Below are 14,770 nucleotides of genomic sequence, written 5' to 3'. Positions count from 1 at the left end.
CGCGGCTCCGGCCGCGGTTTCTGTTTGTGGCCGAATGGGTCAACTGCAGCTGAGCGCTTGCGTCATTGAGGCAGCCAGGCCTGGCTGCCTACTCTGCGTCAGGTTTTTTTGCCGGAGACAGCAGCCATGCAACGCATTCACTTTGAAACCGAACACAACCTGTTTCGCGAATCCTTCCGCGCATTTCTGCAGAAGGAAGTGCTGCCCCATCAGGAAGCCTGGGAAGAAGCCGGGGTGGTCAGCCGCGAGGTCTGGCAGAAGGCCGGCGAAATGGGCTTTTTGCTGCCATGGGCGGACGAGCAGTATGGCGGCAGCGGGCTGAAGGATTTCCGCTACGAGCAGATCATGTGCGAGGAGCTGGCCAACATCAACGAGGCCGGCTTCATGCTGCCGCTGCATTCGGCGCTCTGCGGCCCCTATATTGCCGAGTATGGCAATCCTGAGCAGAAGGCCCGCTTGATGCCTGGCATCATCAAGGGCGAGACCATTCTGGCAGTGGCCATGACCGAGCCGAGCGCCGGTTCAGATCTGGCTGGCATGCGCACTACAGCAGTGGACAAGGGCGATCACTACGAGCTGAACGGCTCCAAGGTGTTCATCTCCAACGGCATTCTGGCGGACGTGGTCATAGTCGCGGCCAAGACCGATCCGGCCAACAAGCACGCCATGGGCCTGTTCCTGGTCGAGCGCGGCATGCCCGGCTTCGAGCGCGGTACGCCGCTGAAGAAGCTCGGCATGAAGAGCCAGGACACTGCCGAGCTGTTCTTCAACAACGTCAAGGTGCCGAAGGCCAACCTGCTGGGCGATGCCAAGGGCGGCTTCATCTACCTGATGAACATGCTGGCCCAGGAGCGCCTGACCAACGCCTGCGGCGCGGTAGCCGGTGCCGAGGCGGCGTTGCAGGTGACCATCGACTACGTCAAGCAGCGCAAGGCGTTCGATCGGCCGATTGCACACTTCCAGAACACCCGCTTCAAGCTGGCCGAAATGCGTACGCAGATCGATGTGGCACAGGTGTTTGTCGATCGCTGCGTGATGGATCACAACCAGAAGAAGCTGACCGCCGAAGTGGCAGCCGAAGGCAAGCTGTTCACCACCGAGTTGCTGGGCCGGGTGGTGGACGAGGGCGTGCAGCTGCATGGTGGCTGGGGCTACATGTGGGAGTACCCGATCTGCAAGATGTACGCGAATGCGCGTATCCAGCGGATCTTCGCCGGCACCTCGGAGATCATGAAAGAAATCATCAGCCGCGGCATGCAGCTCTGACGGCCCTGCTGGCCAGTGCCTGCAACCAGAAAGGAAATTACCGATGAGCGGTCCGCTGTCCTCACTGAAGATCCTCGATTTCTCCACCCTGCTGCCGGGGCCGTTTGCCTCGCTGCTGCTGGCCGACATGGGCGCCCAAGTGCTGCGTGTGGAATCCCCCACGCGCGTCGACCTGACCCGTGTGCTGCCACCGCATGATGCCGGGGTTTCCGCCAGCCATGCCTACCTCAACCGTAACAAGCGCTCCATCGCGCTGGACCTGAAACAGCCGGCCGCAGTGGCAGTGGTCAAGCAGCTGGTGCAGGAATACGACATCGTCCTCGAGCAGTTCCGTCCCGGCGTGATGGACAAGCTGGGGGTGGGCTACGCCGCGCTGAAGGCGATCAATCCGCGGCTGATCTACGTCTCGATTACCGGCTACGGGCAGACCGGGCCGTACAAGGATCGCGCCGGGCACGACATCAACTACCTGGCCCTGGCCGGGGTGGCCAGCTACACCGGGCGGGCCGACAGCGGGCCGCTGCCCCTGGGTGTGCAGGTGGCCGATATTGCCGGCGGCTCGTTGCACGGCGTGGTCGGGCTGCTGGCGGCGGTGGTGCAGCGGCAGCTGAGCGGGCAGGGCCAGCAGGTCGATATCAGCATGACCGACTGCGCTTTCAGCCTCAACGCCATGACGGGTGCGGCGTATCTCGCCTGCGGGGTGGCGCCGGCGATGCAGGGCAATGCGCTGAATGGCGGCAGCTTCTACGATTATTACCGTACGCGTGACGGTCGCTGGTTTGCCGTGGGCAGCCTCGAGCCGCAGTTCATGCAACAGCTGTGCGCCGCCCTTGGCCGTCCCGAGCTGGCCGCGCTGGGCCTGCGCCCGGACAAGCAGGCCGAGCTGAAGAACGAGATCCAGATGGTATTCGAGACGCGCGATTTCGCCGACTGGGCTGCGCTGTTTGCCGGGCTGGATGCCTGCGTGGAGCCGTTGCTGTCGTTGCCCGAGGCGGTTGAGCATCCGCAGATCAGGGCGCGCGAACTGGTGGTCGAGGTACCACGCGAGGGCAAGGCGCCGCAGCGGCAGATTGCCTGTCCGATCAAGTTCTCCGGCGGCAGCGAGGCACCGCGGCATATTGGCACCGCGGTCGGCCAGCACAACGTCGAGGTGCTGACGGAGCTGGGTTATACCGTGGAAGCGATTGAAGCCTTGCGCCAGGGCCGCGTGCTGGGTTGAACCGGGCGGTCGGGCTGACCGCCGCTGGTCTGCCGGTTACGGGGAATGCGTGGCTTTCTGCGGACTCTGGGGGTGCTCCGGGTCGCGCCGCAGCAGCTGGCGGACGTGCACGGCGAACTCCTTGAGGGTGTCCACAGCCTCGACATAGGCCAGGCCGAGGTGGGTATCGAACATCACCCAGGGCGAGTCGACCCGCGGTAAATCGACCAGCGCCTCATGCTCGACCAGTTCGGTGAGTTTCTGATGGGCGAGCTGCCAGTAATGATGGCTTTCCTGTTCGCCAGTCTGCTCGAGGGCATGGCGTTCGGCCTGCTCCCAGAGTTCGGCGATGCGCCGGTCGCTCAGACCGCTGGTGACGGCCAGGACATGCAGGGTTGATTGAGTGTTCATGGTGTTCTCCCTTTGCAGTGTGCGATGCATCGCTGCACCGGTGATTGCAGGCTAGGCCGGCAGTGCTGGCACTGCGGTCCGCCGCGCGGGGTGGCCGCGGGTGGGGCAAGCCGCGCAAGCCAAACAACTGTGCCCGGCGCACAGCGCGGGCCTGAGGATGGGGGCGGATTCGCTGGCGAACATGGCAGATCCTCCCCGCTAAGCCGCGCGGCGGAGCCAGATCCTCATTTCATTAAAGCGCACGGCCAGAAGGCCCTCGTCAGAGCTGACGAGCGGACGGGTGCAGGTCTGCAGGCCTCTGCCCGGCAGGCTTCAGAACGGTGCCGGGCACTCGAAGCGCAGGCGCTCGCCCGTTTGCGGATGCGTCAGGCAGAGCAGGCTGGCATGCAGGCACAGGCGCTCGGCCAATGCCAGGGCCTGTTCGTGGGCGTACAGGCGATCGCCCAGCAACGGGTGGCCGATCGACAGCATGTGCACGCGCAGCTGGTGTGAGCGCCCGGTGACCGGGGTCAGCTCCACCCGGCAGTAGTCGCCGCAGCGCTGCAGGACGCGCCAGTGGGTCAGGGCGTGCTTGCCCTGTGCATGATCCACCACATGCCGTGGCTTGGTCGGCGGGTCATAGCGCAGCGGCAGGTCGATAGTGCCGCTGTCGGCCTCGGGCTGGCCCCAGCACAGGGCGGTGTAGGCTTTCTCGGTTTCGCGGTCGTGAAACTGGCGGGACAGTTCGCGGTGGCTGTCGGCATCGCGTGCCAGCACGATCAGTCCGGAGGTTTCCCAGTCCAGCCGGTGCACGATACGCGCTTCCGGGTAGCCATTTTCCTGCAGGCGGGTTACCAGGCAGTCACGGTTGTCTTCCGCGCGACCGGGCACCGAGAGCAACAGGGTGGGTTTGTTGATTACCAGCAGGGCAGCGTCCTGGTGGATGATCTGGATGGTCGAAAGCGGCATGGCAGGGCTCTAGAAATGAATGTAGCTGTTGGCTCTGGGGGCGAGCAGGCGCGCCGCAGTTGCCTTGGCTCTGGCGGCAGCGCTTTCCGCGGCACGGAACACCGCTTTTCGCCTTGATGGCGAGTTACTTTCTCTTTGCTTGTGCAAAGAAAAGTAAGGCGCCCGGGGGGGCGCAACCTGGACGCTCAGGCAACTACAGCAAGCAGTTTGGCTGAGTGCCCGATCGGCTTCGCGAAAGAAGAGCCTACTCACTACCAAAGTCGCGCTACCCCACGAATCCGACAAAACCAAATAAAAAGGCGGCCACTCTGGGCCGCCCTTGCGCAACATCAAACGCCTGCGCTCAACGATCCGGCAGGGTGATGTTGAGTTCCAGGATCGAGCAGGTGCCCTGGTTCTCCAGCGCCACATGCACCTGGTCCTGGTCGATGTTGACGTACTTGCGGATCACCTCGACCAGTTCCTTCTGCAGGGCTGGCAGGTAGTCGGGCTGACTGCGCTGGCCGCGCTCGTGGGCGACGATGATCGACAGGCGTTCCTTGGCAATGGAAGCGGTGCTGCCCTGCTTCTTGCGCTCACGAAAGAAGTCGAAAATATTCATTCGCGCACCCCGAACAGGCGCTGCATCAGGCCTTTCTTCTGGATTTCGAGGAAGCGGTGCGGCACGACCTTGCCAAGCAGGCGGTCAACCGCATCGCCGTAAGCCTGACCGGCATCGCTCTCGTCATCGAGAATGACCGGCTGCCCGGTGTTGGAGGCCTTGAGTACCGCCTGGGATTCGGGAATCACGCCCAGCAGCTTGATCGACAGGATCTCCTCGACGTCCTGCACGCCGAGCATTTCACCCTTGAGCACGCGCTCGGGGTTGTAGCGGGTCAGCAGCAGGCATTCCTTGATGGGCTCGCGACCGTCCTCGGCGCGCTTGGACTTGCTGGCCAGCAGACCGAGCATGCGGTCGGAGTCGCGGACCGAGGACACTTCCGGGTTGGTCACGACAATCGCCTCGTCGGCGAAATACATGGCGAAAAAGGCGCCTTTTTCGATACCGGCCGGCGAGTCGCAGACCACGTAGTCGAAATCGTTGGCCAGTTGCATGATGACCTTCTCCACGCCTTCCTTGGTCAGCGCATCCTTGTCGCGGGTCTGGCTGGCGGCGAGAACATAGAGGTTCTCCAGCCGCTTGTCCTTGATCAGGGCCTGGGTCAGCGAGGCCTCGCCATTGATAACGTTGACGAAGTCGTACACCACGCGCCGCTCGCAACCCATGATCAGGTCGAGGTTGCGCAGGCCCACGTCGAAGTCGACGATGACTGTCCGGTGCCCGCGCAGTGCGAGACCGGTACCGATAGCGGCGCTGGTGGTGGTTTTGCCCACGCCACCCTTGCCCGAAGTGACTACGAGAATCTTGCCCAAGGTGTCAAACCCCAAATTTCAATATTATCAGTAAGTTAATTGCGATATGTGGCGCCGTTTCGGCGCTTTTTTGCACGATTTGAGCGGCAGTATCCGTTAAAGGCGGGTGATGTTCAACACGTCATCCGACAGGCTGACCTGCACCGCCTGACCCCAGCTTGGATCGCGCCGCAGCTCCTCGGCCGTCTTGTACTGGCCGGCGATGGAGACCATTTCGGCAGCCAGCTGCTGGCAGAAAATCCGCGCATTGCCATCGCCCTTGATCCCGGCCAGGGCCCGGCCGCGCAGGGGGCCGTACACATGGATATTGCCGTCGGCCAGCAGTTCGGCGCCGGCGCTGACCGCCGACAGCACGATCAGGTCGGCTCCCTGGGCGTAGACCTGCTGGCCACCGCGTATTGGCGTGGTAATCAGCCGGCTCGGGCGGAACGGCGATTCTGCAGGCTTTTCCGGCTTGTTTGCGGCAGCCGGAGACAGCTCGAGGCTGCGTTCGCGGGCGCCGGAAGGGGGCAGGATCGGGATATCCAGGGCATTGGCGGCCGCGATATGCGACTCGAGGATGGCCCGCACCGCCAGCGTGCGCAGGCCATGGCGCCGGCAAACCTGCAGCAGGCGGGCGATATCGAAGTCGCCTTCGGCTTGCGGCAGCTTGTCCAGTGCCAGGATCAGCGGGGTGTTCTGGAAAAAACCGGGGGCCTGGGCCACCTTGTCGGCCAGTTGACGATCCAGTCGCTCGAGGTCGTTGTGCGTCAGTTCCAGGATGGTGATCGCGAGCATGCTGCCCTTGAGCTGGAACACGGGGTCTTGGTCGAGGAGATCGGCTTGGCTCATGGGGGATCCACTGCAGTAAAAATGGCCACGACTTATAACCATTAGGCCGCAGCGCCGCAAGCGGCCGCGCGGAGACTGCCGGCTTGGTTGCAGCCGCGGCTCTTGCTGTAGAATCGCCGCATCCCGTCTTGTCTGGAAGATATCCCCGATGGAGCGACCGCAATTTCGCGCCGAATTCCTGCATCCGCGCTACTGGTTGCTGTGGCTGGGCCTGGGCCTGCTCTGGCTGGTGACCCAGTTGCCCTATCCGCTGCTGCTGCTCTTGGGGCGCGCCCTGGGGCGGCTGATGTACTGGGTGGCGGCTTCGCGCCGGCACATCGTGCGGCGCAATCTGGAGCTGTGCATGCCGCAGCTGACACCCGCGGCACGCGAGGCCTTGCTGAAGAAAAACTTCGAATCCACCGGCATCGCCTTCTTCGAGATGTCGATGAGCTGGTGGTGGCCGAAAGCGCGCCTGCGCAAGCTGGCCCATATAGAAGGTCTGCAGCATCTGCAACAGGCCCAGGCCGCAGGGCAGGGGGTGATCCTGATGGCGGTGCATTTCACCACCCTGGAGATCGGGGCCACGCTGCTGGGGCAGCTGCACACCATCGATGGCATGTATCGCGAACACGGCAACCCGCTGTTCGACTACATCCAGCGCCATGGCCGCGAGCGGCATAACCTGGATGCCACCGCCATCGAGCGCGACGATGTGCGCGGCATGCTCAAGGTGCTGCGGGCCGGGCGGGCGATATGGTACGCACCGGACCAGGACTATGGCCGCAAGCAGAGTATCTTCGTGCCGCTGTTCGGGGTGACGGCGGCTACGGTAACCGCTACCAGCAAGTTTGCCCGGCTGGGCAAGGCGCTGGTGGTGCCCTTCACCCAGCAACGCCTGGCGGATGGCTCCGGTTACCGGTTGGTCATCCATCCGCCGTTGCAGGATTTCCCCGGCGCGAGCGAGGAAGCCGATTGCCTGCGCATCAACCAGTGGGTCGAGTCGGTGGTCAGCGCCAATCCGGAGCAGTACCTGTGGGCCCACCGGCGCTTCAAGACCCGTCCGCCGGGTGAGGCCAAGCTCTACTGACTCCGGCCCGCGACGCACACCACCCCTGTTCGGAAACCACGGAAGTTGCCAATGAGCAAAGCTGCAAGCGCTGTTCCGAGCCAGCCCGTGACCGGGCTGATTCTTTCCGGTGGTGGGGCGCGGGCGGCCTATCAGGTCGGCGTGTTGAGCGCGATCGGCGATCTGCTGCCGGACGCGGCGCACAATCCGTTTCCGGTCATCGTCGGCACCTCTGCCGGCGCCATCAATGCCGTCGGTCTGGCCTGCGGCGCGCTGCATTTCACCGAGGCCATCCGCAGCCTGGCGCGGGTCTGGCAAGGCTTTCATTCGCATCAGGTGTATCGCAGCGACTGGTCCGGGGTCGTGCGCCAGGCCGGACGCTTCATAGGCCACAGCCTGCTCGGCATGGGCAAGGAATTGCCGGTGGCGCTGCTGGACAATTCGCCGCTGCGGGGCTTGCTCGAACGCGAACTGGACCTCAGTGGGATCGGTGCAGCCCTGGCGCGTCGGCAACTGCGCGCCATCGCCGTGACCGCGTTTGGCTATGAGTCGGGACAGGCGGTGACGTTCTACCAGGGCCGCACCTCGATCGAGCCCTGGGCGCGGCACCGTCGGGTCGGCGTGCCGACCCGGCTGGGTTTCGAACACCTGCTGGCCAGTTCGGCCATGCCGCTGATATTTCCGCCGGTGCGGGTCAACCGTGAGTATTTCGGCGACGGTGCGGTGCGCCAGTCCGCCCCGATCAGTCCGGCGCTGCATCTGGGCGCCACCCGGGTGCTGGTGATCGGGGTGAGCGGCAATGCCAGCGGGGCGGCGGCCGATCTGGCGGCCTCGCGGCCGCAGACCGGGCGACCGCCGAGCCTGGCGCAGATCAGCGGACACATGCTCAGCAGCACCTTTGTCGACAGCCTGGAAGGCGATATCGAGTTGCTCGAGCGGATCAACCGGATGAACCAGCTGCTACCGCAGGCGTCCACGCAGAGCGTACTCGGGCTGCGGCCGGTGGAAGTCCTGGTGGTGTCACCCAGCCGGCCGATCGAGCAGATTGCCGCGCGGCACCGCCATGAATTGCCGGTCGCCCTGCGCTTTTTTCTGCGCGGCGCCGGGGCGACCAAGTCCAGTGGCGCCGGCGTGCTCAGCTACCTGTTGTTCGAGGCGGGCTACTGCAACGAGTTGATCGAACTGGGTTACCAGGATGCGATGAGCCAGAAGGAAGCACTCAGCCAGTTCCTCGGGCTGGACGGCATCCAGCCCGCGCCGGCCAGGCCTGAGCGGCTGGCGGCTGGCGGGTAAGGCTTGCGTTCCGGTAGCGGGTATCTGCCCGTCGCCGTGGCCTCAGTCGTTCACGTTGATTTTCAGCCGGCGCATCTCGGTGTAGAGGAAACGCACCTTCAGGTACTCGAACGGGGTGTCCAGCTGGCCGTATTCGAATGGCGTGGTGTAGCGGGTGTTGACGCCGTCCAGCAGCATGAGCTCCGGGTGCCGGCTGCTTTCCGTGGGCACGTTGAGGAAGTCGATGCTGTTCTCGGCCAGGGTATCGGTGACCAGGCCGGTGGTGTCACGCAGGTTGGACGGTCCGAGCAGCGGCAGCATGATGTACGGACCTTCGGCTACACCGTAGTGGCCCAGGGTCACACCGAAATCTTCTTTCTCCTTGGGCAGGCCCATCTTGCTGGCCGGGTCCCACAGGCCGAGCACCCCGAACGTGGTGTTGAACAGCAGGCGCGCGGTGATGCGCATCGACTGTTCGCCCTTGAGTTGCAGCAGGCTGTTGAGCAGGTTGCCCACGTCATCCAGGTTGCTGAAGAAGTTGCTCACGCCATCGCGGGCCACTTCCGGGGTAACGTACTTGTACCCGCGCACCAGCGGCAGCATGACGTACTGGTCGGCGTGATAGTTGAACTGGTAGATGTGCCGGTTCACCGCCTCGAACGGATCGTAGACATCAATGGTCTGGTAGGTCGACTTGTCGAACACGCCCTCGTTGAGTGCCGGGGTGAACTTGAGAATTTCCAGGGGACGCTTGAAGCTGTCGGCATCCGGCGCGTCGGCGACTTCGCCAAGTGCCAGCGGGCTGCCGAGCAGCAGGGCCAGCAGGAGATATTTCTTAGCCACGGAAGAACTCCAGCATGGCGTCGGTGTTGACGCGGTAGTTGATATTGCCGCAGTGCCCGCCCAGCGGATAAACGGTCAGGCGATTGCCAAAGGTGCTGCGCAGAAAGCCCAAATCGCCCGGCCCGAGGATGATGTCGTCGGCGTTGTGGAAGACGGCGATCTTCGGGCTGCTCTTCAGGTAATCCTCGAGCGCAACCAGTCCGGTCTCATGCACCAGTTGCTCGAGATCCCCGCCGGGGTTGCGCGATTGCCAGTAGGGCAGCATCTGCTGGTTCAGGTAGCAGATGAAATCGCAGGCCAGGGCCTTGCGGAAGAACGGAACCATGCTGGTGCCGTAGCCGATTTCGCTGCCCACCGGGGTGATCAGGTTGCGCTGGTTGATCAGGTCTGAGGTGAAGATGATGTCGGCCGAGGAAGAGCGGAACGAGGCACCGATGATCATGGCCATCTGTTCGTTGCTCAGGCGCTCCTTGGAATTCTGGAAGTTGAACACGGTGGCGGCGTCGACGTTGATGCGGCCCTCCGCGCTGAAGTAGCGGGTCATCTTGTCCAGCAATTCATCGAGGAAGGTGTACTGGCTGGTTACCCCGGGCAGGCGCACGTGCACCAGGCTGTCCAGGTTGCTCACCGAGGTGTACAGGTTGACCGGCGGGTTCAGCAGCAGCACGCGGGAAAAGTTGAAGCGCTTGCGGCCCTCGTCCAGCTTGCTGACAAAGGCCGCATTCAGGGCGCCCAGGCTGTAGCCGGTGATGTCATAGCGGGTGACCTGCAGGTCATGGTGTTGATCGCTGATCGCGCCCATGACCCGGTACAGGTCTTTGGCGTCATCCGCGGAAATCCCCGGGGTGGCATTGGTCGAGGCGGCGACGATGAAGTTGAAGCTGGTCGGCGAGGATATCTGCACCACGTGATAGCCGGCGCCGTAGAACAGCTTCTTGAGGAACTCCATCTTGCTTTCGTTGTAGCTGGCGCCAGTGCCGGCAATGATGAACATCAGCGGCGCCGGGCCTGCCTGCCGGGCCAGCCGATAGCGCAGCTGCTTCACCGCCCAGAAGGTATCGGGCATCTTGTCGCCGCGTTCCGGCATCAGGTCGAGCGTGTAATCGCTCTGGTCGATGTCGTCATCGGCCGGCAGTGCGGGCTGCTGGGCCGGCGGTGTCGAGGTGATGGTGGCTTCGAACGGGTTACTGATGGGATAGCCATAGGTGGCCGGATCGATTTCGGCTGCCAGAGCGACACAGCTCAGGGATAATGCGCCGAAGAAGGCGGCTAGACGGTGCAAGCTGCGCATGGGACAGTCTCTCGGGTTGCGAATCACGCGGCAGTTAATAGCTTCGCCGTGGATTGCGCAAGCGCTGGCCTGGCCTGCGGCCTGATTCTTTCTGCTTATTTCAATCTGTTCGATGATAACCCGCTATCAGGGCTAATCGACCTCCCCCGGCTTCATTCAGGATGCTTGCATGTCACGACGTTCGCTACTGCTGGTTGTTTTGCTGATCGGGCTGAGCCTTGCGGCCAGCTATGGCCTGCGTTTCGGGCTCATGGAAGACGGGCGCTGGGTGGGCCTGTGCGGGGAACAGGCGGCGCGCTGGGAGTGCCAGTTACGCTCCGGGCTCGGGCTGCTGATCCACTTCCGGGTGATCGCCGGGCTGGCGCTGGGGCTGTCATTGCTGGCGTTCTGCGTGCCGCGCCGCAATGGCTGGCGGCTCGCTGTGCTGGCGCTGATGTGCGCCATTCCGGCACTGATCCTGTACAGCGCCAGCCTGGCGGTGTTTGCCGTGGTGCTGGCCGGGCTGCGCCTGGTACGCAATGCGCCGGCAGGGTCGCCGCAAACCGCCAGCTGAGGACTGCGCCGATTTTACCCTGGTCAGTCAGGCGGTTGCTGGATTGCTCAGGCGCGCGGTACGCCAGCAAGCCGCAGCGCGCGCAGCAGGGCTGCGGCGAGCAACAGGCTGACCAGCGCCCAGCCGAACGCCTGCAGGTTGCCCAGGCCTTCCTGGTACAGCTGGAAGGGAATCCCCAGGCCGATCAGCGCCGCCAGCAGACCCGCTTCCCGCGGCGCCACCGGCACCGGGCGCAGCAGGTAGAACAGCGCCGGCAGCAGCAGGGCGGCCGTCGGGAAACTGCGGTAGCGCGGATCGAAGACCAGCCCGAGCATCAGCACCGCCCCGGCAAAGCCGCTGGCCAGCAGCCACCAGCCGGCGCGCTGCTGCAGCCAGGCGAAGCACTGCTGGCGCCAGCCCTGGCGGGCCGCCAGGGCCAGCACCGCATGCAGCAGCACCAGCAGGTTGAGCCCCAGCAGCAGCGCCGCCCACAACCACTCGCCGGCGAAGCGGCTGGTGATCAGCGCCAGTTCGCCCCACAGGGCGATGCTCGCCGCGCCCAGTCCGGCCGTCAGCGGCAGCAGCAGTGCCGCCTGCATGCTGGCCGGGCGCCCGGCCAGCAGCAGGGCCGCCACTGCCAGCAGCACTGAGCCGGCCAGCCAGCGGGGCCACAGCGGCAGGTTGGACACCGCTCCGGCCAGCACGTGCTTTTCCTGCCGGTCGGCATCGAACAGGCCCCAGTAGCCACCGACCGCGCCTTCGCTTTCGCGCTTCCACGGCTGGTCGAAGGCTTCGATCAGGTTGTAGTGCCAGCCGTGCTGCTCGGCCATGTGCACGAAGCCGCGGATGAAGCGGGCTTCGTTGAGGCGGCTGGGCAGGGCGGTTTCGCGCTGGCGGCCTTCGCTGGGCCAGCCGGTTTCCCCGATCAGAATGTCCTTGGGGGCGTACTGCCGACCGAATTCCTCGCGGATCCTGCCGACGTGGGCGAGGGCATCGTCGATCCCCAGCGGCTGGTCTTCCCAGTAAGGCAGCAGGTGAATGGTCAGGAAGTCCACGGCCGGCGCGACTTCCGGGTACTGCTGCCAGAACTCCCAGACATCGGCATAGGTCACCGGTTGCTTGACCTGGCGCTTGACCGTCTCGATCAGCCTGACCAGCTGCGGACCGGTGACTTCCTTGCGCAGCAGCGCCTCGTTGCCGACGATCACCGCGCTGACCACGTCCGGGTTGGCATTCGCGCTCTCGATCAGCGCGTCGATTTCCAGCTGGGTGGCCAGCGGATCGCTGCTCACCCAGGCACCGCTGAGCATTTTCAGGCCATGCTTGCGCGCCAGCTCCGGCATCGCCTCCAGGCCGGTCATCGAATAGGTGCGCACGCAGTCGAAGCGGCTGGCGAGCAGCGCCAGGTCGGCGTCCATGCGCTCGGTGCGCAGCACAAAGGGTTGGTCGAACGGCGACTGGTCCTTGTCGAACGGGCTGTAGGAGACGCATTGCAGCTTGTGCGTGGGGGTCGCGGCATCCGCGAGGGTCACCGGCTGGCCGATGCCGTACCAGAGCCCGCCGAGGGCGAGCAGGGCCAGCAGGCTGGCAGACAGGTAGGGCAGGAGCAGGGAGCGCGAAGGGACAGGCATGAGTTGGGCACGCGGGTAATGAAGGGCAAGGCGCGCATCTTAGCGGAGAAGGGCGCCGGCCAGCCATGCCCGGCGCAGCGGAGGCCGTTCAGCACACCTCAATGTTTAGGAACTGCCAGGGATCGCCGTTATCCAGTTGCTCGGGGAACAGACGCCCGCGATCCTGCAGAGGGTTCCATTCGCTGTAGTGGCCGGCGAGCTGTCCCAGATAAGGCCGGCTGATCTCCAGCACCCGACGAAAATCCATAGCCTCCGGTTCGACCAGCCCGCAGCGGGGATTCTCCATGGCCCAGACCAGGCCGCCGAGTATCCCGGCGGTTACCTGCAAGGTAGTGGCGCTGTTGTTGGGTGCCAGTGCACGTGCCTGCCGATCGCTCAGCAGCGATCCATACCAGTAGGCGTTGCGCCCATGGCCTGCCAGCAGTACGCCCAGCTCGTCGCTGCCCGCGCTGATCTCGTCGCCGAGGATGCGCTTGTGCTCCGGCGGGACCCAGTTGCGTCCGGCCAGCTCGTGCAGGGACAGTACGGCATCGTCGCAGGGGTGATAGGCGTAGTGCACGGTAGGGCGGTAGAGCAAGCCGCCGTCGGCACTGACACTCAGGTAGTCGGCGAGCGAGAGCGCCTCGCTGTGGGAAATCAGGAAGGCATGAAAGGGGCCGGCCTGGGGGGTCCAGGTGCGCACGCGGGTGGCTGCGCCCGGCTGCATCAGGTAGATCGCGCAGCCGCTGCCGAAAGCATGCCGCCGGGCATTCTCGGGCCAGTGCCGCTCATGGCTGCCCCAGCCGAGTTCGGCCGGTTGGCAGCTTTCGCCGATGAAGCCATCCACCGACCAGGTGTTGACGAACTCACCGAGCTGGCGCCGGCGTGGGCTTATCTGGGTGTCGCGTTCGGCGATGTGGATGACCCTGATTTCCAGGCGCCGGGCCAGCCCGGCCCAGTCTTCCCGGCTGCGCGGATCACCGACCGCCACGCCGGTATCGCGGGCGATGTCCAGCAGCGCCTGCTTGACCAGATGCGACACCAGCCCGGGGTTGGCGCCATGGGTCACCACCGCAGTGGGTCCCTTGCCCAGTTCCCGGCCGAGCGTCAGCGCCGCCTCGCGCAGGGCATAGTTGCTGCGCTGGCTGGTTGACAGGTTGGGGTCGGTGTAGCCGCCGGCCCACGGCTCGATGCAGGCATCCAGGTACAGCACCTCACGCGGATGGCAGAAGCGGATCAGCGCGAGGCTGGACACCGCCACCGACAGGTTGAGCAGGCAGTCGCCCGGACCCAGCAGCGGCTCCAGCACGCGCGCCAGGTTGTCGGCGCTGAGTGCCTGTACGCGGAAATTCACGCCCTGGCCACGGGCAAGGTCGATGCCGTGCTGGTTGGCGCTGAGGATGCTGATCTGCGCCGGCTGGATGTCGATGTGGCGCAGGATCAGCGGCAGCACCCCGCGGCCGATGCTGCCGAAGCCAAGCATTACCAGCCGCCCGGAAAACGCCGTGTGGGTCTTGTGCGCGCTCATGTTTTACCGCCGCAATCGCCAGGGTACTGGTGCAGTATAGCCAGCGGCTTTGCGCGCAGTTGCCGCTTCAGGCCGCCAGGCGCGCCCAGAGCTTTTCATGGAAGAAGAAACCGACGGCGTTGCACAGTGGCTCGATGATCGCCAGCAGGCCACCGGCGGCAAGGCTGCCGGTAACCAGATAGGCCACCGAAAAGGCGATGCAGAAGTGCATGGCGGTAAAGGTTGCGGTCTTGAGCATGCTGGCGTCCTCCTCAATTCACGTCGCCAGAGTGCCGCAGCCATTCGCCGCAAACCAATGCCGGCTTTCAATGAAGCCGATAGGTATGCCTGATCAGGCCTGAAAGACGGATTGTCGTGGCATCGCGGGGAAGTGCGTGAAGTGCATCGGATTGGAAATCCGCTGCTGATTTTCTGACGTGCGCAGGCTTTGAGCCTGACCGCCGCGCTTTCCGCGGCACAGGGCTACAGGTTGCGTCCTGCACGACGCCTTACTTTCTCTTTGTTTGCGCAAAGAGAAAGTAAGCAAAGAGAAAGCGCCCCCGGCATCCGGCCCGGCTCTTCGCTACGCTGCGATCCGGG

General features: G+C 64.5%; 15 protein-coding genes. 5 read left to right on the top strand and 10 right to left on the bottom strand.

What is annotated here, in order from left to right; translation table 11 throughout:
• Positions 1 to 126 precede the first annotated feature (126 nt).
• A complete protein-coding gene (locus tag ISX93_RS15470; protein ID WP_195779663.1) occupies positions 127 to 1,266 on the top strand; it encodes an acyl-CoA dehydrogenase family protein in 1,140 nt (379 codons plus the stop codon).
• 43 nt (positions 1,267 to 1,309) lie between these two features.
• Positions 1,310 to 2,485: a CaiB/BaiF CoA transferase family protein gene (locus ISX93_RS15465; protein ID WP_195779662.1), complete on the top strand. Its 1,176-nt coding sequence runs from the start codon at positions 1,310 to 1,312 to the stop codon at positions 2,483 to 2,485.
• A gap of 36 nt (positions 2,486 to 2,521) precedes the next feature.
• Here the strand turns inward: ISX93_RS15465 and ISX93_RS15460 are convergent, their stop codons facing one another.
• From ISX93_RS15460 to minC, 5 genes are all read right to left on the bottom strand, one after another.
• Positions 2,522 to 2,875: a hypothetical protein gene (locus ISX93_RS15460; RefSeq protein ID WP_195779661.1), complete on the bottom strand. Its 354-nt coding sequence runs from the start codon at positions 2,873 to 2,875 to the stop codon at positions 2,522 to 2,524.
• 312 nt (positions 2,876 to 3,187) lie between these two features.
• Positions 3,188 to 3,823, bottom strand: a complete 636-nt coding sequence (locus ISX93_RS15455; RefSeq protein WP_195779660.1) for an RluA family pseudouridine synthase — start codon at positions 3,821 to 3,823, stop codon at positions 3,188 to 3,190.
• A 343-nt stretch (positions 3,824 to 4,166) separates the two neighbouring features.
• Positions 4,167 to 4,424, bottom strand: a complete 258-nt coding sequence (gene minE / locus ISX93_RS15450) for a cell division topological specificity factor MinE (protein ID WP_195779659.1) — start codon at positions 4,422 to 4,424, stop codon at positions 4,167 to 4,169.
• Complete coding sequence (minD, locus tag ISX93_RS15445) at positions 4,421 to 5,236, bottom strand: septum site-determining protein MinD (protein ID WP_195779658.1); 816 nt, start codon at positions 5,234 to 5,236, stop codon at positions 4,421 to 4,423. Before minD ends, minE begins: the two co-directional genes overlap by 4 nt.
• 96 nt (positions 5,237 to 5,332) lie before the next feature.
• Complete coding sequence (gene minC / locus ISX93_RS15440) at positions 5,333 to 6,067, bottom strand: septum site-determining protein MinC (protein ID WP_195779657.1); 735 nt, start codon at positions 6,065 to 6,067, stop codon at positions 5,333 to 5,335.
• Between the two features lie 148 nt (positions 6,068 to 6,215).
• Here minC and ISX93_RS15435 point away from each other — a divergent pair, with 148 nt between their 5' ends.
• Positions 6,216 to 7,136 (top strand): lipid A biosynthesis lauroyl acyltransferase, encoded by a 921-nt coding sequence (locus ISX93_RS15435; RefSeq protein ID WP_195779656.1) that lies wholly within the window; start codon positions 6,216 to 6,218, stop codon positions 7,134 to 7,136.
• A gap of 51 nt (positions 7,137 to 7,187) precedes the next feature.
• A complete protein-coding gene (locus ISX93_RS15430; protein WP_195779655.1) occupies positions 7,188 to 8,408 on the top strand; it encodes a patatin-like phospholipase family protein in 1,221 nt (406 codons plus the stop codon).
• 42 nt (positions 8,409 to 8,450) lie between these two features.
• Here the strand turns inward: ISX93_RS15430 and ISX93_RS15425 are convergent, their stop codons facing one another.
• On the bottom strand, positions 8,451 to 9,230 hold the full coding sequence (locus ISX93_RS15425; RefSeq protein WP_195779654.1) for an MlaA family lipoprotein: 780 nt from the start codon (positions 9,228 to 9,230) through the stop codon (positions 8,451 to 8,453).
• Positions 9,223 to 10,521: a serine/threonine protein kinase gene (locus tag ISX93_RS15420; protein WP_195779653.1), complete on the bottom strand. Its 1,299-nt coding sequence runs from the start codon at positions 10,519 to 10,521 to the stop codon at positions 9,223 to 9,225. The genes ISX93_RS15425 and ISX93_RS15420 overlap by 8 nt, the downstream gene beginning before the upstream one ends.
• A gap of 169 nt (positions 10,522 to 10,690) precedes the next feature.
• On the opposite strand from ISX93_RS15420, the gene ISX93_RS15415 reads away from it, so the two are divergent.
• Entirely contained in the window at positions 10,691 to 11,074 is a 384-nt protein-coding gene (locus tag ISX93_RS15415; protein ID WP_195779652.1) for a hypothetical protein, read from the top strand.
• A gap of 47 nt (positions 11,075 to 11,121) precedes the next feature.
• Here ISX93_RS15415 and ISX93_RS15410 read toward each other — a convergent pair whose 3' ends face one another.
• The 3 genes from ISX93_RS15410 to ISX93_RS15400 all read right to left on the bottom strand — a co-directional run bounded on the left by ISX93_RS15410 (position 11,122) and on the right by ISX93_RS15400 (position 14,429).
• On the bottom strand, positions 11,122 to 12,684 hold the full coding sequence (locus tag ISX93_RS15410) for a glycoside hydrolase family 17 protein (protein WP_195779651.1): 1,563 nt from the start codon (positions 12,682 to 12,684) through the stop codon (positions 11,122 to 11,124).
• A gap of 88 nt (positions 12,685 to 12,772) precedes the next feature.
• Positions 12,773 to 14,191, bottom strand: coding sequence for a homospermidine synthase (locus ISX93_RS15405; RefSeq protein WP_195779650.1), 1,419 nt, complete (start codon positions 14,189 to 14,191; stop codon positions 12,773 to 12,775).
• A 67-nt stretch (positions 14,192 to 14,258) separates the two neighbouring features.
• Positions 14,259 to 14,429: a DUF2061 domain-containing protein gene (locus tag ISX93_RS15400; protein WP_195779649.1), complete on the bottom strand. Its 171-nt coding sequence runs from the start codon at positions 14,427 to 14,429 to the stop codon at positions 14,259 to 14,261.
• Between the last annotated feature and the right edge of the window lie 341 nt (positions 14,430 to 14,770).

Origin of the sequence: Pseudomonas sp. N040 (genome assembly GCF_015637705.1) — a bacterium.
Lineage (GTDB): Bacteria > Pseudomonadota > Gammaproteobacteria > Pseudomonadales > Pseudomonadaceae > Aquipseudomonas.
Note: the sequence above shows the minus strand (reverse complement) of the source record. Positions and strands in the feature narration are given on the sequence as shown.